The organism is Streptosporangium sp. NPDC006930, assembly GCF_040635605.1.
Taxonomy (GTDB): Bacteria; Actinomycetota; Actinomycetes; order Streptosporangiales; family Streptosporangiaceae; genus Streptosporangium.
The window spans coordinates 328,911-351,859 of record NZ_JBEYID010000002.1 but is presented as its reverse complement, the minus strand read 5'-3'; the positions used below and the strand labels follow the sequence as shown (position 1 = coordinate 351,859).

Here is a 22,949-nt window from a genome sequence, read left to right as displayed (position 1 = left end):
CATGCTGATCCCGCGCAGGGTCAAGCACCGCAAGCAGCACCGGCCCGACCGTCACGGCGCCGCCAAGGGTGGCACCAGGGTCGTGTTCGGCGAGTTCGGCATTCAGGCGATTGAGCACTCCTACGTGACCAACCGTCAGATCGAGTCGGCTCGTATCGCGATGACCCGTCACATCAAGCGTGGCGGAAAGGTCTGGATCAACATCTATCCGGACCGCCCCCTCACCAAGAAGCCCGCCGAGACCCGCATGGGTTCCGGTAAGGGTTCGCCGGAGTGGTGGGTCGCCAACGTCAAGCCCGGTCGCATCATGTTCGAGCTTTCGGGTGTCGCCGAGCCGGTGGCTCGCGAAGCCCTGCGTCGTGCGATGCACAAGCTGCCGATGAAGTGCCGGTTCGTCAAGCGTGAAGTGGGTGAGGCGTGATGGCTAAGGGCCTGACCGCCGGTGAGCTGCGGGTGGAAGACCAGGACACCCTGGTCACGAAGCTGAAGGAAGCCAAGGAGGAGCTGTTCAACCTCCGCTTCCAGGCAGCGACCGGCCAGTTGGAGAGCCACGGGCGGTTGCGTGCCGTCCGCCGCGAGATCGCCCGTATCTACACCGTGATGCGCGAGCGGGAGCTCGGAATCGTCACCACGGTAGAGAAGGAGTCGATCGATGGCTGAGGCCACGGAAACCACGACCGAGACGCGGAACTACCGCAAGACCCGTGAGGGTCTGGTCGTCAGCGACAAGATGGACAAGACTGTCGTGGTCGCTGTCGAGGACCGCGTCAAGCACCCCCTGTACGGCAAGGTCATCCGCAGGACGACCAAGTACAAGGCGCACGACGAGGCCAACACCTGCGGTGTCGGTGACCGCGTCCTCCTGATGGAGACCCGGCCGCTGTCCGCCAGCAAGCGCTGGCGGGTCATCGAGATCCTCGAGAAGGCCAAGTAGGTAACGCGCCTCGTGGGGGGTGACACCGTCACCCCCCATGATGGCGTCCAAGGGGGCGAAGCGATCTTCGCCCCGCCTGCGGTGGCGGTCCGTGAGGGCTGTCGCCGTGGGAAAAAGACCAGCAGGTTCCGCAAGGCTCATCCGAAACCACGGGTGAGAACCGGCGAGACAAACAGGAGTTCAAGTGATCCAGCAGGAGTCGCGGCTCAAGGTCGCCGACAACACCGGTGCGAAGGAAGTCCTTTGCATCCGTGTTCTCGGTGGCTCGGGCCGACGTTACGCGGGAATCGGTGACATCATCGTCGCCACGGTCAAGGACGCCATCCCGGGCGGCACCGTGAAGAAGGGCGATGTGGTCAAGGCCGTCATCGTCCGCACTGTCAAGGAGCGCCGCCGGCCCGACGGCTCCTACATCCGCTTCGACGAGAACGCCGCCGTCATCATCAAGGACAGTGGCGACCCCAGAGGCACCCGCATCTTCGGTCCCGTCGGACGTGAGCTGCGTGACAAGAAGTTCATGCGGATCATCTCGCTCGCGCCGGAGGTGTTGTAATGCCGAAGCTTCATGTGAAGAAGGGTGACCTCGTCCTGGTCATCGCCGGCAAGGACAAGGGTGCCAAGGGCCGTGTGATCGCCGCCCACCCGCGTGACGAGCGTGTGGTGGTCGAGGGCGTCAACATGGTCAAGAAGCACAGCAAGGAGACCAACCAGGGTCCGCGCGGTGCCAAGGCCGGTGGCGTGCAGACCATGGAGGCTCCCATCCACGTGAGCAACGTCAAGAAGCTCAAGGATGAGAAGCCTGCCAAGGACGACAAGCCCGCCAAGAAGGAGTCGGCCAAGGCCGCTTCCGAGGAGACGGGTGAGGACAACTGATGACCGCGAACACCACTGAGACCGAACAGCGGGCCCTTCCGCGCCTCAAGCAGCGCTACCGCGAAGAGATCATCGCGAAGCTGAACGAGCAGTTCGAGTTCGAGAACATCATGCTGGTGCCCACCATCACCAAGATCAAGGTGAACATGGGTGTCGGCGAGGCCGCGCGCGACTCGAAGCTCATCGAAGGCGCCGTCCGCGACCTCACCGTGATCACCGGCCAGAAGCCGGCGGTCGTCCGCGCCCGCAAGTCCATCGCCCAGTTCAAGCTGCGCGAGGGCATGCCGATCGGCGCGCACGTCACGCTGCGCGGTGACCGCATGTGGGAGTTTCTCGACCGGCTGCTCTCGCTGGCGCTGCCCCGTATCCGTGACTTCCGCGGTCTGTCGCCCAAGCAGTTCGACGGCAACGGCAACTACACCTTCGGTCTCACCGAGCAGGTCATGTTCCACGAGATCGACCAGGACAAGGTCGACCGCCAGCGTGGTATGGACATCACCGTCGTGACCACCGCTAAGACCGACGACCAGGGCCGGGCACTGCTGAAGCAGCTCGGCTTCCCCTTCAAGGAGGCCTGATCATGGCGAAGACGTCGCTCAAGGTCAAGGCTGCTCGCAAGGCCAAGTTCGAGGTCCGGGCGTACACTCGGTGCTCGCGCTGTGGTCGTCCCCGCGCCGTCTACAGGAAGTTCGGCCTGTGCCGCATCTGCTTCCGCGAGATGGCGCACCGGGGCGAGCTGCCCGGCATCACCAAGTCGAGCTGGTAGCCCTCCGCGCGGCCCCGTGAGCGATCACGGGCCCGCGCGAGGCACCTGCCGCACAGAGAAGTCGTATTCACCGGGCGCCGCCTACAGGCGCCCATGACCGCACCGAAGGTCCCCTGTGGAAACCGCGGTGAGGAAGGCCACCGGCCATGACGATGACCGACCCGATCGCAGACATGCTGACGCGTCTGCGAAACGCGAACTCGGCGTACCACGACAGCGTGGCGATGCCGTACTCGAAGATCAAGGCGCACATCGCCGAGATCCTCCAGCAGGAGGGTTACATCCAGTCCTGGAGCGTCGAAGACGCCAAGGTCGGAAAGAACCTCGTGGTGGAGCTGAAGTTCGGGCCGACCCGTGAGCGCTCCCTCGCGGGTCTGCGCCGGGTCTCCAAGCCCGGCCTGCGGGTCTATGCAAAGAAGGACAACCTGCCCCGAGTCCTGGGTGGACTGGGCGTCGCGATCATCTCGACGTCCGGCGGCCTCATGACGGACAAGCAGGCCGGCAAGCGTGGAGTGGGCGGGGAAGTCCTCGCCTTCGTTTGGTAGAGGGGAGAACGAACAGCATGTCAAGAATCGGACGGCTGCCCATCCCCGTACCGAACGGAGTGGACGTCGCCATCGACGGCCGGGACGTCACGGTCAAGGGCCCCAAGGGCACGCTTTCACACACGGTCGCGGAACCCATCGCGATCGCCAAGGGTGACGACGGCAACCTGTCCGTCACCCGTCCCAACGACGAGAACAGGGTTCGTGCGCTGCACGGCCTGTCTCGCACCCTGGTCGCCAACATGGTGACCGGTGTCACCCAGGGTTACTCGAAGACCCTGGAGATCGTGGGCGTCGGTTACCGCGTGCAGGCCAAGAGCCCGACTCAGCTTGAGTTCGCTCTCGGCTTCAGCCACCCGGTGATCGTCGACGCCCCCGAGGGTGTCACCTTCCGCGTCGAGAAGCCGACGCTGTTCCACGTGGACGGCATCGACAAGCAGAAGGTCGGCGAGATCGCCGCGAACATCCGCAAGTTGCGCAAGCCTGACCCGTACAAGGGCAAGGGCGTGCGCTACCAGGGTGAAGTTATCCGCCGCAAGGTCGGAAAGGCTGGTAAGTAGGCATGGCTGGCAAGACTGCGTTCGGCAAGCACACGGCCGCCCGCGCCGTCTCGCGGGCCCGCCGCCACGGCCGAGTCCGCAAGAAGGTGGCCGGTACGGCCACGCGTCCGCGCCTGGTCGTCAACCGGTCCACGAAGCACCTCTTCGTGCAGATCGTCGACGACACCCAGGGCCACACGCTGGTGAGCGCGTCCACCATGGACGCCTCCCTGCGCTCGGCGGAAGGCGCCAAGACCGACAAGGCCAAGCAGGTCGGCGAGCTTCTCGCTCAGCGGGCCAAGGCAGCCGGGATCACCGCGGTTGTGTTCGACCGGGGTGGCAACCGCTACGCGGGCCGCATCGCGGCGCTGGCAGACAGCGCTCGCGAAGGCGGACTGGAGTTCTGATGACTCCGTCCCAGGATCGCAATCCAGGATCGCACCCGATGGCCCGTCTTACGAATGAGAAGAGGAACCACTAATGGCCGGAGCTCCGCGTCGCGGTGGCGCCGCCGGTGGCGAGCGGCGTGACGGTCGTCGTGACGATCGCCGCGGTGGAAACGCTGACAAGGGCGTCTCGTACATCGAGCGCGTTGTGAAGATCAACCGAGTGGCCAAGGTCGTGAAGGGTGGTCGTCGCTTCAGCTTCACCGCCCTCGTCATCGTCGGTGACGGTAACGGCATGGTCGGTGTCGGCTACGGCAAGGCCAAGGAGGTGCCCGCGGCGATCGCCAAGGGTGTCGAAGAGGCCAAGAAGCACTTCTTCAAGGTGCCCCGTATCCAGGGCACCATCCCGCACATCGTGCAGGGTGAGGAGGCCGCGGGCGTCGTCTTCCTGCGTCCGGCCTCGCCCGGTACCGGCGTCATCGCCGGTGGCCCGGTGCGCGCCGTGCTGGAGTGCGCCGGCATTCACGACGTGCTGTCCAAGTCGCTCGGCTCGGACAACCCGATCAACATCGTGCATGCCACCGTGGCGGCCCTGAAGGGCCTCAGCCGCCCCGAGGAGATCGCGGCCCGCCGTGGCCTCCCGATCGAGGACGTCGCCCCCAAGAGGATGCTCAAGGCTCGCGCCGAGGGCCTCGCGGAGGCCGCGGCCGCGAAGGCGGTGAGCTAGTCCATGGCACGCCTGAAGATTACCCAGGTCCGTTCCAAGATCGGTGGCAAGCAGAACCAGCGTGACTCGCTGCGCTCGCTCGGTCTGAAGCGAATCGGCGATGTCGTCGTCAAGGAGGACCGCCCGGAGATCCGCGGCATGGTCACCGTGGTGACGCACCTCGTCACCGTGGAAGAGGTCGACTAGACATGGCAGAGAACACTCCGCTCCGCATCCACCACCTGCGTCCGGCTCCCGGCGCCAACAAGTCGAAGGTCCGCAAGGGCCGCGGCGAGGCGTCCAAGGGCAAGACCGCGGGTCGTGGCACCAAGGGCACGAGGGCCAGGAACAAGGTCCCCCTCGGTTTCGAGGGTGGCCAGGTTCCGCTGCAGCGGCGCCTGCCCAAGTTCAAGGGTTTCTCCAACGCCCTGTTCAAGACGACCTACCAGGTCGTCAACCTTGACAAGCTCGGCGAGCTGTTCCCCGAGGGGGGCGACGTCACCGTCGACACGCTCGTCGCGAAGGGCGCGGTTCGCAAGAACCAACTCGTCAAGGTTCTGGGAACCGGTGACATCTCCGTGGCGTTGAACGTGGAGGCGCATGCCTTCTCGGCCAGCGCCAAGGACAAGATCGCCGCGGCCGGGGGCTCCGTCTCCGAGCTGTAGGCGTTATCATCACGCGGCGCGGGGGCTCGTAATGGGCTCCCGCGCCCGTAGTGCGTTAGAGTTCGCTGGACAGTGGGCCTCGACTCATTTCCTTGGGCTCATTGACTGGATATGGCAAAGATGGAACACCCCCGCACCATCGCTGACCGACCTCGCCTTTCAGGCGCGCAGGAGGGACCGTGCTGACCGCATTTACCCGAGCGTTCCGTACGCCGGACCTGCGTAAGAAGCTGCTCTTCACTTTGGGCATCATTGCGCTGTTCCGACTTGGGTCGGTCCTGCCGACTCCGGGTGTGCATACCGAGAACATCAGCCGTTGTCTCACCCAGGCGCAAGCGGGGGACGCGGGCAACATCTACGGAATGGTGCAGCTGTTCAGCGGCGGCGCCCTTCTGAAACTTTCAGTCTTCGCCCTCGGCATCATGCCGTACATCACCGCGAGCATCATTCTTCAGCTGCTCGTCGTGGTCATTCCGCGACTGGAAGCCCTCAAGAAGGAGGGACAGTCCGGGCAGACCAAGATCACGCAGTACACCCGCTACCTCACGGTCGGCCTGGCGGTCCTGCAGTCGACCGCCTTCGTGGCACTCGCCCGCAGCGGCCAGCTGTTCCCGCAGTGCCGTGAGGAGATCCTCCTCGACAAGGACAACGTCTTCGCCATCGTCACGATGGTGCTGACCATGACCGCCGGCACCGCCGTCGTCATGTGGCTGGGCGAGCTCATCACCGATCGCGGTATCGGCAACGGCATGTCCATCCTGATCTTCACGCAGGTCATCGCGGTCTTCCCGTCCGAGCTGCTGAACATCGCCCGCCAGAAGGGTGGCTTCGTCTTCGGCGTGGTCATCGTGGTCGGTATCGCGATGATCGCCTTGGTCGTGATGGTGGAGCAGGCACAGCGCCGGATCCCGGTGCAGTACGCCAAGCGCATGGTCGGCCGCAGAATGTACGGCGGGACGTCGACCTACATCCCGCTCAAGGTCAACCAGGCCGGCATCATCCCGGTCATCTTCGCCTCCTCGCTGCTCTACCTTCCGCAGCTGATCACCACGCTCTTCTCGAACACCCAGGAAGAGCCGCACCCGATCATCCAGTGGATCTCGCAGGAGTTCGGCGGTGGCGGGACCACCCCGACGTACATGATCACCTTCTTCCTGCTTATCGTCTTCTTCACGTACTTCTACGTGTCGATTACCTTCAACCCCGTTGAAGTCGCCGACAACATGAAGAAGTACGGTGGGTTCATCCCGGGCATCCGCCCGGGTCGCCCGACGGCTGAGTACTTGAACTACGTGCTCACGCGACTCACCGCTCCAGGCGCGCTGTATCTGGGCCTGATCTCCATGGTGCCGATCGTCGCGCTGGCGCTCGTCGGTGCGAGTCAGAACTTCCCGTTCGGAGGAACGAGCATTCTGATCATGGTTGGTGTCGGCCTCGACACCGTGAAGCAGATCGAGAGCCAGTTGCAGCAGCGTAATTATGAAGGCTTCCTGAAGTAGTGCGCCTCGTCCTGGTCGGGCCCCCCGGAGCGGGTAAGGGGACACAGGCCCAGTTCGTCGCATCGAACCTGTCGATCCCGAAGATTTCGACAGGTGACATTTTCCGCGCCAACGTCTCGGGCGGCACGGAGCTCGGCAAGCTTGCCAAGGAATACATGGACCGCGGTGACCTCGTGCCCGACGAGGTCACCATCGCGATGGTCCGCGACCGCCTCGCCGAGAACGACGCGCAGGACGGTTTCCTGCTCGACGGCTTCCCCAGGAACGTGCCCCAGGCCGAGATCCTGAAGAAGATCCTCGCCGAGTTCCAGGCCGGTCTGGACATCGTCCTGGAGCTCGTGGTCGACGACGAGGAGGTCGTCCGCAGGCTCGCGGGCCGCCGGACCTGCAGCCAGTGCGGCCGCATCTGGCACGTCGACTTCGATGACAAGAAGGACGACATCTGCGACGCCTGTGAAGGCCGGCTGTACCAGCGGGACGACGACAAGGAGGAGACCGTCAGGCACCGCCTGGAGGTCTACCAGGAGCAGACGGCGCCCCTGGTCTCCTTCTACGCCGACGAGGGCATCCTGGTCGGAGTCGACGCCACGGGGCCGGTGGAAGAGATCACCCAGCGTGCGATGGAGGCCCTGAGGCCCTTCATCGGCTAGCGACCCCTTCGCTGGCCGGCCAGACGACGACACGGTGCACACCACCCATGGGTTTCCCATGGGTGGTGTGCTGTCATTTAGGGCAGAATCGGGGGAATTGGGGTCCCGGACCGCCCGTTGAACCGCCCCAGGGGGTGCGCAGGTGTTCAAGAAGAACAAGCACGGAATCCAGATGAAGACGCCCGAGCAGGTGGACAAGATGCGGGCGGCAGGCCTCGTGGTCGGCCGTACCCTGCAGTTGCTCAGGGAGAGCGTCCGACCGGGTATGACACCCCTGGACCTCGACGCGATCGCGGAGAAGGCGATCAGGGACGAGGGGGCGATCCCCTCCTTCAAGGGCTACCAGGGATTTCCCGCGACGATCTGCGCCTCGGTCAACCACGAGGTCGTCCACGGCATCCCGAGTGACCGCCGTCCGCTGCAGGAGGGCGACATCATCTCGATCGACTGCGGAGCCATCCTGGACGGCTGGCACGGCGACTCGGCCATCACGGTCCCGGTCGGCGAGGTCGATCCCAAGCTGACCGAGCTGATGAGGGTCACCGAGGAGGCCATGTGGCGGGGGATCGCCGCGCTCACCGTGGGCCGTCACCTGTCCGACATCGGGCACGAGGTGGAGAAGTACATCCGCTCCCAGGGGCGCTACGGCATCCCGCAGGAGTACGGCGGTCACGGCATCGGCACCGAGATGCACATGGACCCGTGGGTGGCCAACCACGGCAAGCCGGGCCGGGGCCCGAAGTTCGAGCCCGGCATGTGCTTCGCCGTCGAGCCGATGGTGAACCTCGGGACGGACCGGACCAAGGTGCTGGCCGACGACTGGACCGTGGTCACGATCGACGGGAAGGTCTCCGCGCACTTCGAACACAGCGTCGCCGTGACACATAATGGTCCTTGGGTATTGACCGCCCTTGACGGGGGGAAAGAGCGGCTTGCCGACCTGTTGGGAAATGCGGGCTAGTTTTGGCCCGTCGGCGAGCGGATGGGGTGGAGATGGCGGCTGGTCCGGAGATGCGAGCCTCCGACGGAGATCGTGACAAGGTCGCATCGGTCCTGAGGGAGCACTACGCGCAGGGCCGCCTGACCACGGAGGAGTTCGACGAGCGTCTTGAGCAGCTCTACACGAGCAAGACGTACGGCGAACTCGCCGTCCTCACCTCCGACCTTCCCGACGTCGATCTGCGTCGGCTCCCCGAGGTCCCCTCACGCGCCCCTGAGCGCACCAAGGCGACCGAGGGGAAGGACAAGCAGGGCAAGGGCATGGCGGAGGCCTGGGCCGTCTGGGCGACGGCGAGCGGTATCAACTGGGTGATCTGGCTCATCATCGGGACGACCGGAGACTTCCCCTACCCGTGGCCCCTGTGGGTGATGGGCCCGTGGGGTGTGGTGTTGCTGGTGGCGACGATCGCCGGTGGCCTGGGGCAGGACAGGAAGCGGTAATAGTGCACTCTGGGCGTTGAGTGTGCATTCCTCCACAGAAGGTGGCGTTGAATCTTCCTAACGTGAGCGGTGTCCGAACGACAGGACCCCGGTTCGCAGGAGGAAGATCCAATGAGCAAGATCCGTACAGCCCTGGTCGGAGCGGCGCTGGCAGGTTCGCTGGCCGCGGGTGTGGTCGCCGCCCCGTCTGCGACGGCCGCCACGCAGGCCTCCGCGGGGTCCGCCGTCGCGGCCCAGGAGACCCAGGCGTCGAGCAAGCACTTCTTCGGTCCGTACTACTCGGGTTTCGGCGGTGGCGAGAGCTTCGGCAGGCGCTCCTACTTCAAGGGCTACTGGACCAGCAGCGGCGGCCGCTACTGGTTCTACGGCGACCTGTTCGACCGTGACCGTGACCGTGAGCGCAGCTACGTGTGGTTCAAGTGGCACGACAGGTTCGGCTCGCACACCAAGGTGTTCAGCACCTTCGGCCGCTCCGGTTTCACCAAGTTCGGTGGGTTCAAGAAGAGCAGCGGCTTCGACGATTTCAAGATCAGGGTCTGCGAGGGCGGCAACAAGTTCGACGACTGCGGCCGCTGGGGTGACGCCTTCTGAGGCGTCTTGCGGCGCCTTTCGCGGAAGCGGTCCTCGGGGGCCTTCCGCGGAGGCGGTCCTCGGGGGCGCCCGGTGAGGGCGGGGGGCCTTTCAGCGGGACGTGACCGAGGAGCGTCGACCGAGAAGCCTCGATCAAGGAAGACCGGTCGAGGAACGTTGATCGACAAGGTTGGCCGAACGGGCCCCCGGCGCGGCGTCGCCGGGGGCCTTCCCGTGTCGCCCGCACGGTCCGGCCACCGGGATGCCGACCGGGTCTACACGGCTCGGCCGCCGGGATGTTGGGCCGCTCGGCTCGGTCCGGCCGCCGGGATGCTGGCCTGACCTGGTCGGACGTGCCACAATGAGGGCGCGAGTGTTCGCGTGTCGAGTCGTGCCGTCCAGCCCGCTCAGGATCTGCGGTATCCTTCGTAGCAGTTGTGTCAAGGCACCGGCCGTGTGTTTCGCATTTCCTCGCTCGGTGCCGTACACTCCTTTTTCGGTTCACTATGACCATTGCGCATCGGCGGTGTCGCAACCGCCGCTCTCATCGAAGCGCTGGGTCGCGGCTGCTTAGTGTTCCGAAGCCTCAGACGACCGATCAGTGAAACGCGAGGGACATGGCCAAGAAAGACGGCGCCATCGAGATCGAGGGCACTGTGGTTGAGTCGCTCCCGAACGCGATGTTCCGGGTGCAGCTCGATAACGGCCATAAGGTCCTGGCCCACATCAGCGGGCGGATGCGGATGCACTACATCCGAATCCTTCCTGACGACAGGGTTGTCGTCGAACTGAGCCCCTACGACCTCAGTCGTGGGCGGATCGTCTACCGATACAAGTAAGCGCGTCTGAGGGACGAATAGGACTATGAAGGTCAAGCCGAGCGTCAAGAAGATCTGTGACAAGTGCAAGGTGATTCGCCGGCACGGTCGCGTCATGGTGATCTGCGACAACCTGCGCCACAAGCAGCGTCAGGGATAGTCGCTCCAAACAAGGCCCCGTGAGAGTCCGCTCCAAGAGGCGGGCTCGATTCATGTGGGGTTTTCACGTAATCGCGTCTCACACCTGCGCAGGCGGCTCACGCCGTACCCCGCAGGAGACCCCCGGTCGGAGGCCGGGGCCCTCACCCCGGGCATGGGGAGGGGAAGTGAGGCGCAGGACCTCCGCCATAACGAAGGAGAATGCCCGACCATGGCTCGCCTGGTTGGTGTAGACCTCCCCCGCGACAAGCGGCTGGAGATCGCTCTCACCTACATTTTCGGAATCGGCCGCACTCGTGCGCTCGAAACCCTCAAGGCCACCGGCGTCAACGGCGACCTGCGGGTTCACCAGCTGACCGACGAAGAGCTGGTGCCGCTGCGCGACTACATCGAGGCCAACTTCAAGATCGAGGGTGACCTCCGTCGCGAAGTTCAGGCCGACATCCGTCGCAAGATCGAGATTCAGTGCTACCAGGGCATTCGGCACCGCCGTGGCCTTCCCGTGCACGGTCAGCGTACGCAGACCAACGCGCGCACCCGTAAGGGCAAGAAGAAGACCGTGGCCGGCAAGAAGAAGCCCGGTAAGAAGTAGTCCGCGTAGCCGCAGGACCGAAGACCTCAGGAGTGAAGGCAAAGAATGCCTCCTAAGAGCCGCCAGGGTGCACCCAAGAAGGTGCGCCGCAAGGAAAAGAAGAACGTCGCTCACGGGCACGCCCACATCAAGAGCACGTTCAACAACACGATCGTTTCGATCACCGACCCGAGTGGGAACGTGATCTCCTGGGCCAGTGCCGGCCACGTCGGGTTCAAGGGCTCCCGTAAGTCCACCCCGTTCGCGGCGCAGATGGCCGCGGAGAACGCCGCCCGCCGCGCCATGGAGCACGGCATGCGCAAGGTCGACGTCTTCGTCAAGGGCCCCGGCTCCGGCCGTGAGACCGCGATCCGCTCGCTTCAGGCGACCGGGCTCGAGGTCGGGTCCATCCAGGACGTCACCCCCGTGCCGCACAACGGCTGCCGTCCGCCCAAGCGCCGCCGCGTCTGACGCCCAGGAGAAGATAGAAAATGGCTCGTTACACGGGTGCGGACTGCAAGCTCTGCCGCAGGGAGAAGACCAAGCTCTTCCTCAAGGGCAAGAAGTGCGAGTCCGCGAAGTGCCCCATCGAGATCCGTCCTTACCCGCCGGGTGAGCACGGCCGCGGCCGTCCCAAGGAGTCTGAGTACCAGCTCCAGCTTCGTGAGAAGCAGAAGACCCGCCGCATTTACGGCGTCCTCGAGAAGCAGTTCCACAACTACTACGAGGAAGCCAACCGCAAGACCGGCAAGACCGGCGAGAACCTCCTCCAGATCCTGGAGAGCCGTCTCGACAACGTGGTCTACCGCGCCGGTTTCGCGGAGTCGCGCGACGCCGCCCGCCAGCAGGTCCGTCACGGACACATCCTGGTGAACGGCAAGAAGGTCGACATCCCGTCGTACCGGGTGCGCGAGCACGACATCGTCGAGGTCCGCGAGAAGTCGCGCAACCTCCTGCCCTACGAGGTGGCCCGCGCCACCGCCGGTGACAAGACGTACCCGGCGTGGCTCGGCGTCATCCCGGACGCGCTGCGCGTCCTGGTCCACCAGCTCCCGGTCCGTCAGCAGATCGACACCCAGGTCCAGGAGCAGTTGATCGTCGAGCTCTACTCCAAGTAGCGGCTCCTGCCGGTGCCGTGCGGCGAATCGCCGCACGGCACCTATGCTGTTGTTCGAGCGGCGTCAAATAGCGGGCGCCGCCATGCAAGGGAGATTTCACATGCTGATCGCTCAGCGTCCCTCCCTCCTTGAGGAATCCCTTGAGGAGACCCGGTCCAAGTTCATCATCGAGCCGCTGGAGCCGGGTTTCGGTTACACCATCGGCAACTCGCTGCGTCGCACGCTGCTGTCGTCCATCCCGGGCGCGGCCGTGACCAGCATCCGCATCGAGGGCGTGCTGCACGAGTTCACCACCGTGCCGGGCGTCAAGGAGGATGTCACCGACATCATCCTGAACCTCAAGGACCTGGTCGTCTCCTCCGAGCACGACGAGCCCGTGGTGATGTACCTGCGCAAGCAGGGCCCCGGTGACGTCACCGCCGCCGACATCGCGCCCCCGGCCGGTGTCGAGGTGCACAACCCCGAGCTGCGCATCGCCACCCTGAACGGCAAGGCGAAGCTGGAGATGGAGCTGACCGTCGAGCGCGGTCGCGGCTACGTCTCCGCCGCGCAGAACAAGCAGCCGGGCCAGGAGATCGGTCGCATCCCGATCGACTCCATCTACTCCCCGGTGCTCAAGGTCACCTACAAGGTCGAGGCGACCCGAGTCGAGCAGCGCACCGACTTCGACCGTCTGATCCTGGACGTCGAGACCAAGCCGTGCATGAAGCCCCGCGACGCGGTGGCCTCCGCCGGTAAGACCCTCGTCGAGCTGTTCGGTCTCGCCCGCGAGCTGAACGTCGAGGCCGAGGGCATCGACATCGGCCCGTCGCCGACGGACGCGGCCCTCGCCGCCGACCTCGCGCTGCCGATCGAGGAGCTGAACCTCACGGTTCGCTCCTACAACTGCCTCAAGCGCGAGGGCATCCACACCGTGGGTGAGCTCGTGGCCCGCAGCGAGCAGGACCTTCTCGATATAAGGAATTTCGGCGCCAAGTCCATCGAAGAGGTCAAGCAGAAGCTGCACGAGATGACGCTGGCGCTCAAGGACTCCCCGCCCGGGTTCGACCCGAGTGCGGTGGCCGGCGGCGGCTACGACGACGACGACAGCGCCTACGTCGAGACCGAGCAGTACTGAGTTCAGGGGCGCCTCACGGCGTTCCTCGACACCGGGTGGCCCCGCGTCACCCCGGGTGTCGCCGCGTTTCACGATGACGAGGGCCTTGCGGCCCTCGGCCCGACCCCGGTACCTCGTACGGCCGGGGCGGGTTTACTCCCAAGGAGAACGTTATGCCTAGGCCCACCAAGGGTGCCCGTCTCGGCGGCAGCCCGGCCCACGAGCGGCTGATCCTGGCGAACCTCGCCACCCAGCTGTTCCAGCACGGCCGGATCAAGACCACCGAGGCCAAGGCGAAGCGTCTGCGTCCGGTGGCGGAGAAGCTGATCACCAAGGCGAAGAAGGGCGACATGCACAACCGTCGCCAGGTGCTGACGATCGTCAGGGACAAGGGTGTCGTCCACCACCTCTTCACCGAGATCGCCCCGACCTTCGCCGAGCGTCCCGGTGGCTACACCCGGATCACCAAGATCGGCCTCCGCAAGGGCGACGCCGCCCCCATGGCCGTGATCGAGCTGGTGTCCGAGCCGCTGAACAAGGTCACGACCAGCCGGACCCCGGCCGCCGCCAAGGCCGCCGAGCCCAAGGCGGAAGAGGCCAAGGAGGCCGAGGTCGAGGAGACCAAGGCCGACGAGCCCAAGGCGGAGACCACCGAGGAGACGAAGGCCTCCGAGGAGACGACCGAGGCTCCCGCCGAGGAGACCGAGGCCAAGAAGGACAACGCCTGATCTCTCAGGCCCCGTGAAAGGGCCCGGCACTCCCTCCACAGGGAGCGCCGGGCCCTTTTCCGTCTGTCGCGAGCGCCGGCGCCGCGAAGGGTCGCGGCGCCGGTGAGCGCCGGGTCTTTCCCGTCCGTCGCGGCGGTGGCGAGGGCGGGGGCGGAACGCTCGGCATTCACGACTCCGCCCCCGTTTCGGCTTCGATTCCCGCGACCTGATGGTCCGATGCCGGATAACCGGCGACCCGCGGCGATCGGGTAACGAAGTCGTTCACGCCGAAGAGCACGTCAACACTCCCGAGCCCGCCGGATGGCGGCTCGCCAAGTCTCATGGGGAACCATCGTGGTACGGCTGAGGCTGGATCTCGCCTACGAGGGCACCGACTTCTCCGGCTGGGCCAAGCAGCCCGGGCGGCGTACGGTCCAGGGGGAGATCGAGGGGGCGCTCGGCAGGATCCTGCGGCTTCCCGAGCCTCCGGCGCTGACCGTGGCCGGGCGGACCGACGCCGGCGTGCACGCCCGCGGTCAGGTGGCCCATGTCGACCTGGATCCCGGCGTGCTCGGCGCGCTGGACGGCCGTGGGCGCCGAGGGGTAGCCGCGGGCGGGGGCCTCGAGCCGGGATCCGAGGGGGAGCTCGGCGAGAGGCTCTCTGCCATGCGCAGGAGACTCGCCGGAGTCCTGCCCTCCGATGTCCGTGTTCATCACGTCACGGTGGCTCCTGAGGGCTTCGACGCGCGGTTCTCGGCGCTGTCGAGGCGCTACGCCTACCGGGTCTCCGACGCCCCGGGAGGTGTCGACCCGCTCCGCCGCCGCGAGGTCGTCTGGTACAACAGGCCCCTCGACGTGGACAGGTTGAACGCGGCCGCCGCCGCTCTCCTGGGCGAGCACGACTTCGCCGCGTTCTGCAGGAGACGCGAGGGGGCGACCACGATCCGGGAGCTCAAGCGGCTCGACTGGGTTCGTGAGGACGGCCTCGTCGTGGCGACGGTGATGGCCGACGCGTTCTGCCACTCCATGGTCCGGGCACTCGTCGGATCGCTGCTGCCCGTCGGTGAGGGCCGGCTCCCGGTCGACTGGCCGGGGGAGGTGCTGTCGCGGGCCGTACGGGACTCGGGGGTGCACGTCGCACCCGCGCACGGGCTCTGCCTGGAGGAGGTACGCTACCCCGCCGCGGGCGAGCTCGCCCGGCGGGCCGCGGAGACCCGCCGGGTGCGGACGATCAGTTCGTGACGCGGCGCTCCACGACCTTCGCGGTCTGGTCGCGGAAGGCGCCGCTCACCTTGCCCAGGGACTTCTCCTTGGCGGTCGGCGTGTGGCCGTCGCTGAAGGTGGCGTAGCTGAACACGATGTAGCGGCCCCACACCATCCCTGCCGCGTAGCCGCCCGCGATGTGCACCCGCTCGCCTCCCGTGCCGGCGGCGGAGGGAAGGCCGCGGAACCAGAGGTTGCTGTCCAGATCCTTGGCCTTGTCGGCCGCCACCGCGGACTCGCGGGTGGGAAGCACGGCGATACCCGTGGTCACGGCGTACTTCCGTTTGCTGTCCACGTACGTCGCCCGTAGCACGCGGCGGCAGTCCTGGTTGCGCAGGGTGCCGGCGAACCTGCCGGACGCGGCCTTCTGGCACTGCTCGGTGACGTCGGTCTTGACCCGCTTGAACGTCGTCCCTGCCACGGACACCTTCTGGCCGAAGGCGTCGGCCACGGTCATCGTGCCGGGGTCGGTCTTCTCGGAGTTGAGCATCGTGGTGTTGATCGGTTCCGGCTCGCCGGTGATGTCCAGGTCGTCGGTGGGGTCGAGGGTCCCCGACCTGGGAATCGGATCCGTCGCGTTCGCCGACTGCTTGGCGCTGAACGACTGGTAGGCGAAGAAGGCCCCGGTGCCGATGCCGACCACCACGACCGCGACGACGGCGGCGAGCAGGGTCGTACTGGCCCTGCTGCGGGTCGGCTCGGGGGGAGAGGGCGGTGGTTCGGGGGTGAACTCCGAGAGAGGGGTGAACGCCCCACGCATCGTCGCCGGTCCGCCCTCGGGGAGCGTCGCGGTCTCGCCCGCCGGTGAGGAGGTCACCGGCGGGGGCGGGAGAACGGGGAACGAGGGGGCGATGCCGGTCACGACGGGGATGCCGCCCGGTGGGGTGTGGTCCGACAGGGGGAAGAGCTGCGCGGCCTCGGACGGTGTCCGGTCGCGGGTGTCCTGTCCGAAGGGAGGCGCGGGCACCTGTGAGATCGGCTCCGGTTCCTGGCGTGTGAAGGGCTGGGTCATGGACGCGGAGGTGGGCGCGGCCATGGGGGATGGAGCCCCCGGAGCGGGACCGGACGGAGCGGGACCGGACAGGGTGAGACCTGACGAAACAGAACCGGACGGGGCGGGAGGGTTCTCGTCTCGTGGACCGGCGGCCGGTGCGGGCGCGGAGGCCTGGTGGGAGGCCTGTCCGGGAGAGGGCTGCGCGAGGGCCTGCTGGGCAGGCTCCTGGTGGGGCGGACTCTGCTGAGGATTCTGCCGAGCCGGGGGGAGAGGGCCGGAGGCGAGGAGGTCTCCCTCCTCGGGGTGTCCAGGCACGCCGGCCACGGCGGCGCGGACGTCCGCCGTGGTGTCGTCGCTCTCGTCCGACTCCTGTGGGGGAGTGGCGTCCGGCGGCCAGACGGCGATGTCACCGGGCTCTCCCGGGCGAGCGGTGCTCTCCTCGGGGTCGGTCCACACCGGCTCGCCGGTCGCGGCGGGCCAGGGGGCCTCTTGACCTGAGGAGGGCCAGACCTGCATGCCCGCGGCCGCTGCCGTGAAGGCGGGCGGCGGCTGCCAGGGCGGTGCCCCCGGCACGATGGGCGGGGTGGACAGCGGCTGGTCGCCCCGTGGCGAGGACCCCCCGTGCTCGTGGCGCTCGCCCTCGTGCGTCCCACCGGGCCGCGGTGAGACGTTCGGGTTCTCCGGGGTGGGCCAGGCGGGAGGTGAGGGTTCCGGCGGGGTGGGGGAGTTGATCCACGCCGGAGGGGCCGGTTCCGGCCGGGAGAACTCGGACCAGGTTGGGCCCGAGGAGCCGGGGGGGAACTCCGGCCGGGGACCCGAGGAACCGGCGGGGAACTCGGGGCGCGGACCCGAAGGATCGTGGGAGAACTCGGGCCGGGGGGCCTGCGAGGGGCCGGAGGGCGATCCCAGCGGTCCGGAGGGATCGCGGGGAAGAGATTCCGATGCCTGTGGGTGCCCCGGGAGGAACCCGGGCTGCGGGCCCGAGGGGTCGCGGGAGAACTTCGGCCGGGGGTCCTGCGAGGGATCCCGGAGGAACCCGGGCGGCGGGCCGGAGGGGAAGCCGGGCGGCGGGCCAGGGAGATCCGGCCGGGGGTCCCGCGGGGGGCCGGCTGGGAACTCGGGCCTGGTGGGGCCCGCGGAGTCGGAGGAGAACTCGGGCCGCGGGGGGCCGGAAGGTTCCGGGTAGGAGAGCGGTCCCGGCTGGGGCGCGGGGTGCGAGGGGCCGGACCAGGGGGCGGGCGGATCGTCCTCCGGCTGGGCGTACCAGTCGTAGGGGGCGCCGTCGCCGGGGACCGTCCACGGCTGAGCCGCACCCGGGGCCGTCTCCGGCCACGCGGAAGGGCCGGGGGGTTGCTCGTCGTCTGTGAGATCGGTCCGCAGCACGTGGGGCGAGGGCTGGCCGAAACTCGGCGGCGGCGTCGCCGGTGTCGCCGAACCCTCGGCTTCACGTTGGTGCTCGGACCCGGATTCCTGCCCACGCATACGACGCAGCCTAGCGACAGCCGGAGATCGTCATGCGAGTATGGCCGTATCGTCTGTCGGACTCATACCTCGAAGTGGGGATATGACCCCATGGTCAGGGACGTTTTCCGGTCAGTGTCCGTGACTCCAGGGCGGGAGTGACGGTCGCGTCCGCCGCGCCGAAGGCCGCCTGGTTCAGCTTCTTGACCTCGGTTTTCTTTGGCATATGGCCGTCTTTGTACTGGAACCAGACCATTACCACGTAGTGCCCGTGGCGCCATTCGCCGACGAATGCCTCGCCGGTGCCGAGAAGTTTGGTGACCTTATCCTTACCTGGCAGCGGTTTGATGTATTCCTCCCGCTCCTTGCCGGTGCTCGCCGAGACGACCTTGGACGCTCCCGCCGACGTCTTGAGGTTGGCGACTCCCACGGTGCCGATGATCTTCCCCGAGGCGTCGCGGAAGCTGGCGCGCAGGAGCTGGTTGCACCGCGCCGAGGTGAGGGCCTTCTGGAGCTTCTCCCCGACCACAGCCTTGTCGCACTTCTTGTCGGTCCTGCGCGTGGTCATCAGGTAGGTCTGCCCGCCGATCCGTATCTTCTTGTTCTTGAACACCTCGTTCAGGGTGAGAGGGTGCGGGTCGCTGGCGCGGGAGGAGGCGAAGCCGAACTTGCCCTTCGCGGTGTTCGCGGGCGGGATGAGGGGGGCCGCGGCGGTGGGCTCCGTCGCGCCGGGCACCGGGTCGGGGTCGGAGTTGGCCAGCACGGCGAGGCCGATGCCCGCGGCGACCAGCGCCGCGAACGCCCCGGCCGCGATGTAGATCGGGCGGCGTGAGCGGGGCCCCTCGTCGTACGGGCTCCACATCTCCTTGCGAGGCCGCTCATTGGGCGCCTCGGTGGGCAGTCCCTGCGGTCGGGGGACCTGTGGGGCCGGGGAAGGAGGGTCGGGGGGGCGGTTGTTCGGCGAGGCGTCGAACCAGTGCTGGCCCTGTGCGGGCGGCGACGCGTCAGGCCGGTTGTAAGGCTGGCGGCGCGGCGGCTCCACGGGAAAACCCATGCGCCGAGCGTAGCCCGCCGTCGGGGCCGCTTGGCTCAGGAGTATCCGAAGTCCTGGGTCCACCAGGGGCCGTCGGACCCTCGCACGGCTCCGACCCCGGTGGCCCTGAGCTCGCAGTTGAGGATGTTGCGCCGATGGCCGCTCGTCCCCATCCAACTGCGCACCGCGTCGTCGGGGGAGGTGTAGCCGCGTCCGATGTTCTCCGCGCCGCCGTCGCGGTAGCCGGTCGCCTCCATCCGTTCCCAGGGGGAGGTGCCGTCGGCGGAGTTGTGGGAGAGGCTGCCCGCTGCCGCCATCCCGGCCGAGTGCCTCCTCGCCGACACGGTGAGCCTCCTGTCGATCCGCAGCGGTACGCACCCGGCCCGCCTGCGCTCGATGTTGATGAGCCGGACGACCTCGCGCTCCATCGCGCCGAGGGCGGAGGTGGCGCCGCCGTCGCCGTTGAGGAGGAGACGGGAGGGGCCGTCCTCGCCGGAGCCGCCGGAATCGCCGAGTGACGTGCCGGGGCTCGGGGTGGGGCGCGGGCGCCGGTCCTCGGGGGCGGGGGTGGAGCGGGCGACCCGGGAGAGCGGGGCTCGCTCGACCTGGCCGGCGAGTGCGCCGCTGGGTGTGGGGCGTACGGGTCCGGTGTCGTTCAGGTAGATCTGGTCGGCGGCCTTCTCGTCGCGGCTGCCCCGGCCGATGATGAAACCGACGAGCAGAACCGCGAGCAGGCACACGAACACCCCCATGCGGCGCAGGCGCGCTCGCTGGGTATGCCCGGGGTGAGGAAGCTGCCACATACCGCTATCAAAGATAGAGATGTTTGCGGTGAGGAAGAAGGGAATGCTGAGAACATGTTGGAACCGTTCTGTGAAGGTTCCGGCGTGATCGTCCCCGACTCGTCGTTCGGCGCCTCTCTCGGAGAACGCCGCGCCACCCGGTTCCAGGCCCGCTCCTGAAGGGTTTCCGACGCGGTGACCGCCCTCTTTCCGTGGCCGTCCGGGTCTACGTCCCGCTCGTAGCGGCCTCGGATATTCGGCATATAACGCTGTATGTCGGGATAAATCATCTCGGCGCCCGGCGTGTGACGGTTTCCCGGCACCGTCCGGTGGCGGGTACACTGCCAGGGGAACCGCCGGAGAGTCATGCCGTTTTGCATGCGCTCCTCCGCGCCGGTATCCTGCTAGTTCGTTGTGTGCGAATTGGTCTCCTCTCACAGACCGATACGCGGCGCGTCCGGCGTCATCTCCTCTTTATCTGGAGACGGAAGGTCCGGGCTGTCGTGTGCCCGCACCTACCGACCATGTTGCTGTCCTTTCCGACAGCGCCGAAGACGCGACCAAAGAAGGCATACGACCGTGCGCACGTACACACCCAAGCCTGCCGAAGTCGAGCGTCAGTGGCACATCATCGACGCCACCGACATCGTGCTTGGCCGGCTGGCCAGCCACGTCGCGATCCTGCTTCGCGGTAAGCACAAGCCGACCTTCGCCAACCACGTCGACACCGGTGACTTCGTCATCGTCATCAACGCCGACAAGGTCGCGCTGACCGGTAACAAGCTTGAGCAGAAGAAGGCCTACCGCCACTCGGGCTACCCGGGCGGTCTGCGCTCCATGACCTACGGCGAGCTCATGGACAAGCGTCCCGACCGCGCCGTCGAGAAGGCCGTGAAGGGCATGCTTCCCAAGAACGCCCTCGGCCGGAAGATGATCAAGAAGCTCAAGGTCTACGCCGGTTCCGAGCACCCGCACCAGGCGCAGCAGCCGGTGTCTTTCGAGCTCACCCAGATCGCCCAGTAGTCACTAGCTGCTTGTCGCCAGCAGCGTTGGCCGACGGCCGACGCCGAGTAGGAAAGTTAAGAGGAGAACCGTGGCTGAGCCCACCGGTGTCGAGACGCCCGTCGAGGGCGCTCAGGAAGCGTACTCCGCGGAGGAGTTCCCCTCCGAGTACACCTCCGAGTCCACTGCCAGCGGCGACGCCGCCGTCCGCAAGCCCATCACCACCGGCAACTCGTACGGCACCGGCCGTCGCAAGGAGTCCGTGGCCCGCGTGCGCATCGTTCCGGGCACCGGCAAGTGGACGATCAACGGCCGTACGCTTGAGAACTACTTCCCGAACAAGGTCCACCAGCAGATCGTGAACGAGCCCTTCGTGGTGCTCGGCGCCGAGGACCAGTTCGACGTCATCGCCCGCATCAACGGCGGTGGCGTCACCGGCCAGGCCGGTGCCCTGCGCATGGGTCTCTCCCGCGCGCTCACCGCCCTGGACGTCGAGGTCAACCGCCCGCCGCTGAAGAAGGCCGGCTTCCTGACCCGTGACGCCCGCGCCACCGAGCGCAAGAAGTACGGTCTCAAGAAGGCCCGCAAGGCTCCGCAGTACAGCAAGCGTTAAGCGTTGGGGCGCCTCTTTGGCACCGACGGGGTACGTGGGGTCGCCGGACGCGACCTCACGGCCGAGCTCGCCATGGACCTGTCCGTGGCCGCGGCTCATGTCCTCGGCGATGCCGGGGCGTTCAACGCCAGCGTCGGGCGGCGAGGCCGTCCCGTCGCCGTCGTGGGCCGGGACCCCCGGGCTTCAGGAGAATTCCTGGAGGCCGCGGTGGTCGCCGGCCTCGCGTCGTCTGGCGTGGACGTTCTCCGGCTCGGCGTGCTGCCCACCCCGGCGGTCGCTTATCTGACGACGGCTCTCAGAGCCGACATGGGCGTGATGATCTCCGCCTCCCATAATCCCGCGCCCGACAACGGGATCAAGTTCCTCACCCGGGGCGGCTACAAGCTGCCCGACACGGTGGAGAACGAGATCGAGCAGCGGCTCGGCGAGAAGTGGGAGCGTCCTGTCGGTGCCTCGGTCGGCCGCGTACGCGAGGCGTACGGCGAGGCCGACCGCTACGTGTCCCATGTGCTGTCCACCGTGGAGGGTCGTCTCGACGGCCTGAACGTGGTCCTCGACTGCGCCCACGGCGCCGCCCACATGGTGGCTCCCGAGGCGTTGCTGCGGGCCGGGGCCACCGTGGAGACGATCGGGGCGCGCCCCGACGGTCTCAACATCAACGCGGGGGTCGGCTCCACCCACCTGGATCGGCTCCAGCAGATCGTGGTCTCCCGCAACGCGGACGTGGGCATCGCCTACGACGGCGACGCGGACCGCTGCCTCGCCGTCTCGCATACCGGCGAGGTCGTCGACGGTGATCAGATCATGGCGGTGCTGGCCATGGCGATGCACGCCGAGGGCAAGCTGGTCGGTGACACCGTGGTGGCCACGGTCATGTCCAACCTGGGCTTCAAGCTCGCGCTCAAGAGCGCGGGGATCGACGTCGTGGAGACCGCCGTGGGCGACCGCTACGTCCTGGAGGCCATGCGGGCGGGCGGCTACAACCTCGGCGGCGAGCAGTCAGGCCACGTCCTGATGCTCGACCACGCCACCACCGGGGACGGCCTGCTCACCTCGCTGCACCTGCTCGCGGTGATGGCGCGGGAGAAGAAGTCGCTCGCCGAGCTGGCCTCGGTGATGACCCGCCTGCCGCAGGTCCTGGTCAACGTGAAGGACGTCGACCGGTCCAAGGCCTCGGCTCCGGAGCTGGCCGCCGCGGTCGGCGCCGCGGAGTCGGAGCTGGGCGAGACCGGCCGGGTGCTGATCCGGCCGAGTGGCACCGAGCCGATGATCCGGGTCATGGTCGAGGCCGCCTCGGCGGAACAGGCCGAGCAGCTGGCCGGCAGGCTGGCCGAGGTCGTCCGTACGGCCTGCGTCTGAACGATCGAAGCACGGCCCGCGCTCCGGTGCGGGCCGTGCTTTTTGGGTGCCTGCCGCCGTGTGTCCTTCGCCGTGTGCCCGGCCTTCCCGGGAGGTCCCGGATGAGCGCCGGTATCCGAACACCTTGCGCACCCTTTTTGGCACTCTTTATTAAACTTGCACCTTTTGTTGATATTCGACATTAATGTCCGGCAACGCGCCACACTTCGCGTTGATTGACACTCTGTGTTGTTGATCAGACACTTTCAGTGGTTGAGGGAAGGTTTTCTCCCGAAGACATCGCTCGCTGGGCAGATGCCGCGTGTGAGGTCATCGGGTACCTCGCTCCCAGAAGTGTCCGGACGGCGCCGCGTCGCCTGAATCATGATCAATCGGAGGGTGACATGCCGACCTTCGACGA

General features: G+C 67.1%; 32 protein-coding genes. 29 read left to right on the top strand and 3 right to left on the bottom strand.

All coding sequences use genetic code 11. The annotated features are described in order from the left end of the window. Position 1 precedes the first annotated feature (1 nt). The 26 genes from rplP (at position 2) to truA (ending at position 15,284) form a co-directional block, all read left to right on the top strand. Complete coding sequence (rplP, locus tag ABZ664_RS04855) at positions 2–421, top strand: 50S ribosomal protein L16 (protein ID WP_350943270.1); 420 nt, start codon at positions 2–4, stop codon at positions 419–421. Beyond that, entirely contained in the window at positions 421–660 is a 240-nt protein-coding gene (rpmC, locus tag ABZ664_RS04850; RefSeq protein ID WP_362503044.1) for a 50S ribosomal protein L29, read from the top strand. The genes rplP and rpmC overlap by 1 nt, the downstream gene beginning before the upstream one ends. Then, positions 653–934, top strand: a complete 282-nt coding sequence (rpsQ, locus tag ABZ664_RS04845; protein ID WP_326635528.1) for a 30S ribosomal protein S17 — start codon at positions 653–655, stop codon at positions 932–934. Before rpmC ends, rpsQ begins: the two co-directional genes overlap by 8 nt. A gap of 184 nt (positions 935–1,118) precedes the next feature. Beyond that, entirely contained in the window at positions 1,119–1,487 is a 369-nt protein-coding gene (gene rplN, locus ABZ664_RS04840; protein ID WP_012887841.1) for a 50S ribosomal protein L14, read from the top strand. Beyond that, positions 1,487–1,807: a 50S ribosomal protein L24 gene (gene rplX, locus ABZ664_RS04835; protein ID WP_362503039.1), complete on the top strand. Its 321-nt coding sequence runs from the start codon at positions 1,487–1,489 to the stop codon at positions 1,805–1,807. Before rplN ends, rplX begins: the two co-directional genes overlap by 1 nt. Continuing rightward, complete coding sequence (gene rplE, locus ABZ664_RS04830) at positions 1,807–2,385, top strand: 50S ribosomal protein L5 (RefSeq protein ID WP_350943275.1); 579 nt, start codon at positions 1,807–1,809, stop codon at positions 2,383–2,385. The genes rplX and rplE overlap by 1 nt, the downstream gene beginning before the upstream one ends. A gap of 2 nt (positions 2,386–2,387) precedes the next feature. Then, positions 2,388–2,573, top strand: coding sequence for a type Z 30S ribosomal protein S14 (locus tag ABZ664_RS04825; protein ID WP_012887844.1), 186 nt, complete (start codon positions 2,388–2,390; stop codon positions 2,571–2,573). Between the two features lie 146 nt (positions 2,574–2,719). After that, positions 2,720–3,118 carry a 30S ribosomal protein S8 gene (gene rpsH / locus ABZ664_RS04820; RefSeq protein ID WP_329089949.1) on the top strand — a complete coding sequence of 133 codons (399 nt, stop codon included), beginning with the start codon at positions 2,720–2,722 and terminating at the stop codon, positions 3,116–3,118. 17 nt (positions 3,119–3,135) lie between these two features. Continuing rightward, positions 3,136–3,678, top strand: coding sequence for a 50S ribosomal protein L6 (gene rplF / locus ABZ664_RS04815; RefSeq protein ID WP_362503034.1), 543 nt, complete (start codon positions 3,136–3,138; stop codon positions 3,676–3,678). 2 nt (positions 3,679–3,680) lie between these two features. Beyond that, entirely contained in the window at positions 3,681–4,064 is a 384-nt protein-coding gene (rplR, locus tag ABZ664_RS04810) for a 50S ribosomal protein L18 (RefSeq protein ID WP_344913778.1), read from the top strand. Between the two features lie 73 nt (positions 4,065–4,137). Then, entirely contained in the window at positions 4,138–4,770 is a 633-nt protein-coding gene (gene rpsE, locus ABZ664_RS04805) for a 30S ribosomal protein S5 (RefSeq protein WP_329089955.1), read from the top strand. Positions 4,771–4,773: 3 nt separating this feature from the next. After that, a complete protein-coding gene (rpmD, locus tag ABZ664_RS04800) occupies positions 4,774–4,956 on the top strand; it encodes a 50S ribosomal protein L30 (RefSeq protein ID WP_012887849.1) in 183 nt (60 codons plus the stop codon). Positions 4,957–4,958: 2 nt separating this feature from the next. Next, positions 4,959–5,414 carry a 50S ribosomal protein L15 gene (rplO, locus tag ABZ664_RS04795; RefSeq protein WP_362503029.1) on the top strand — a complete coding sequence of 152 codons (456 nt, stop codon included), beginning with the start codon at positions 4,959–4,961 and terminating at the stop codon, positions 5,412–5,414. A gap of 179 nt (positions 5,415–5,593) precedes the next feature. Next, the gene (gene secY, locus ABZ664_RS04790) at positions 5,594–6,913 is read left to right on the top strand and encodes a preprotein translocase subunit SecY (protein WP_350943279.1); all 1,320 of its coding nucleotides are present in this window, start codon (positions 5,594–5,596) and stop codon (positions 6,911–6,913) included. Then, positions 6,913–7,563: an adenylate kinase gene (locus ABZ664_RS04785; protein WP_362503026.1), complete on the top strand. Its 651-nt coding sequence runs from the start codon at positions 6,913–6,915 to the stop codon at positions 7,561–7,563. The genes secY and ABZ664_RS04785 overlap by 1 nt, the downstream gene beginning before the upstream one ends. A 142-nt stretch (positions 7,564–7,705) precedes the next feature. Beyond that, positions 7,706–8,524, top strand: a complete 819-nt coding sequence (gene map, locus ABZ664_RS04780) for a type I methionyl aminopeptidase (RefSeq protein ID WP_362503023.1) — start codon at positions 7,706–7,708, stop codon at positions 8,522–8,524. Between the two features lie 32 nt (positions 8,525–8,556). Next, positions 8,557–9,003 carry a DUF1707 domain-containing protein gene (locus ABZ664_RS04775; RefSeq protein ID WP_362503020.1) on the top strand — a complete coding sequence of 149 codons (447 nt, stop codon included), beginning with the start codon at positions 8,557–8,559 and terminating at the stop codon, positions 9,001–9,003. A 111-nt stretch (positions 9,004–9,114) separates the two neighbouring features. After that, positions 9,115–9,594, top strand: a complete 480-nt coding sequence (locus ABZ664_RS04770; protein WP_362503017.1) for a hypothetical protein — start codon at positions 9,115–9,117, stop codon at positions 9,592–9,594. A 596-nt stretch (positions 9,595–10,190) separates the two neighbouring features. Continuing rightward, positions 10,191–10,412, top strand: a complete 222-nt coding sequence (gene infA, locus ABZ664_RS04765; protein WP_012887858.1) for a translation initiation factor IF-1 — start codon at positions 10,191–10,193, stop codon at positions 10,410–10,412. Positions 10,413–10,437: 25 nt separating this feature from the next. Continuing rightward, positions 10,438–10,551, top strand: a complete 114-nt coding sequence (rpmJ, locus tag ABZ664_RS04760; protein WP_003956441.1) for a 50S ribosomal protein L36 — start codon at positions 10,438–10,440, stop codon at positions 10,549–10,551. A 210-nt stretch (positions 10,552–10,761) separates the two neighbouring features. Then, on the top strand, positions 10,762–11,142 hold the full coding sequence (gene rpsM / locus ABZ664_RS04755) for a 30S ribosomal protein S13 (RefSeq protein ID WP_306859572.1): 381 nt from the start codon (positions 10,762–10,764) through the stop codon (positions 11,140–11,142). A gap of 45 nt (positions 11,143–11,187) precedes the next feature. Beyond that, positions 11,188–11,592 (top strand): 30S ribosomal protein S11, encoded by a 405-nt coding sequence (rpsK, locus tag ABZ664_RS04750; RefSeq protein ID WP_012887860.1) that lies wholly within the window; start codon positions 11,188–11,190, stop codon positions 11,590–11,592. Between the two features lie 20 nt (positions 11,593–11,612). Continuing rightward, positions 11,613–12,239, top strand: a complete 627-nt coding sequence (rpsD, locus tag ABZ664_RS04745) for a 30S ribosomal protein S4 (RefSeq protein ID WP_350943285.1) — start codon at positions 11,613–11,615, stop codon at positions 12,237–12,239. 100 nt (positions 12,240–12,339) lie between these two features. After that, positions 12,340–13,356 carry a DNA-directed RNA polymerase subunit alpha gene (locus tag ABZ664_RS04740; protein ID WP_089210160.1) on the top strand — a complete coding sequence of 339 codons (1,017 nt, stop codon included), beginning with the start codon at positions 12,340–12,342 and terminating at the stop codon, positions 13,354–13,356. A gap of 152 nt (positions 13,357–13,508) precedes the next feature. Next, positions 13,509–14,063: a 50S ribosomal protein L17 gene (rplQ, locus tag ABZ664_RS04735; RefSeq protein WP_362503009.1), complete on the top strand. Its 555-nt coding sequence runs from the start codon at positions 13,509–13,511 to the stop codon at positions 14,061–14,063. A 333-nt stretch (positions 14,064–14,396) separates the two neighbouring features. Further along, positions 14,397–15,284, top strand: a complete 888-nt coding sequence (truA, locus tag ABZ664_RS04730; RefSeq protein ID WP_362503006.1) for a tRNA pseudouridine(38-40) synthase TruA — start codon at positions 14,397–14,399, stop codon at positions 15,282–15,284. Here the strand turns inward: truA and ABZ664_RS04725 are convergent. The 3 genes from ABZ664_RS04725 to ABZ664_RS04715 form a co-directional block, all read right to left on the bottom strand. Further along, on the bottom strand, positions 15,274–17,781 hold the full coding sequence (locus ABZ664_RS04725) for a hypothetical protein (protein ID WP_362503003.1): 2,508 nt from the start codon (positions 17,779–17,781) through the stop codon (positions 15,274–15,276). The genes truA and ABZ664_RS04725 overlap by 11 nt on opposite strands. Positions 17,782–17,875: 94 nt before the next feature. Further along, positions 17,876–18,814, bottom strand: coding sequence for a hypothetical protein (locus tag ABZ664_RS04720; protein ID WP_362503000.1), 939 nt, complete (start codon positions 18,812–18,814; stop codon positions 17,876–17,878). Between the two features lie 35 nt (positions 18,815–18,849). Then, positions 18,850–19,596: a CAP domain-containing protein gene (locus ABZ664_RS04715; RefSeq protein ID WP_362502998.1), complete on the bottom strand. Its 747-nt coding sequence runs from the start codon at positions 19,594–19,596 to the stop codon at positions 18,850–18,852. A 558-nt stretch (positions 19,597–20,154) separates the two neighbouring features. Between ABZ664_RS04715 and rplM the strand changes: the two genes are divergently transcribed. From rplM to glmM, 3 genes are all read left to right on the top strand, one after another. Then, a complete protein-coding gene (gene rplM, locus ABZ664_RS04710; protein ID WP_344746717.1) occupies positions 20,155–20,598 on the top strand; it encodes a 50S ribosomal protein L13 in 444 nt (147 codons plus the stop codon). Between the two features lie 70 nt (positions 20,599–20,668). Beyond that, positions 20,669–21,190: a 30S ribosomal protein S9 gene (gene rpsI / locus ABZ664_RS04705; RefSeq protein ID WP_350943295.1), complete on the top strand. Its 522-nt coding sequence runs from the start codon at positions 20,669–20,671 to the stop codon at positions 21,188–21,190. 3 nt (positions 21,191–21,193) lie between these two features. Further along, the gene (glmM, locus tag ABZ664_RS04700) at positions 21,194–22,549 is read left to right on the top strand and encodes a phosphoglucosamine mutase (RefSeq protein WP_362502993.1); all 1,356 of its coding nucleotides are present in this window, start codon (positions 21,194–21,196) and stop codon (positions 22,547–22,549) included. The last annotated feature ends 400 nt before the right edge of the window (positions 22,550–22,949 follow it).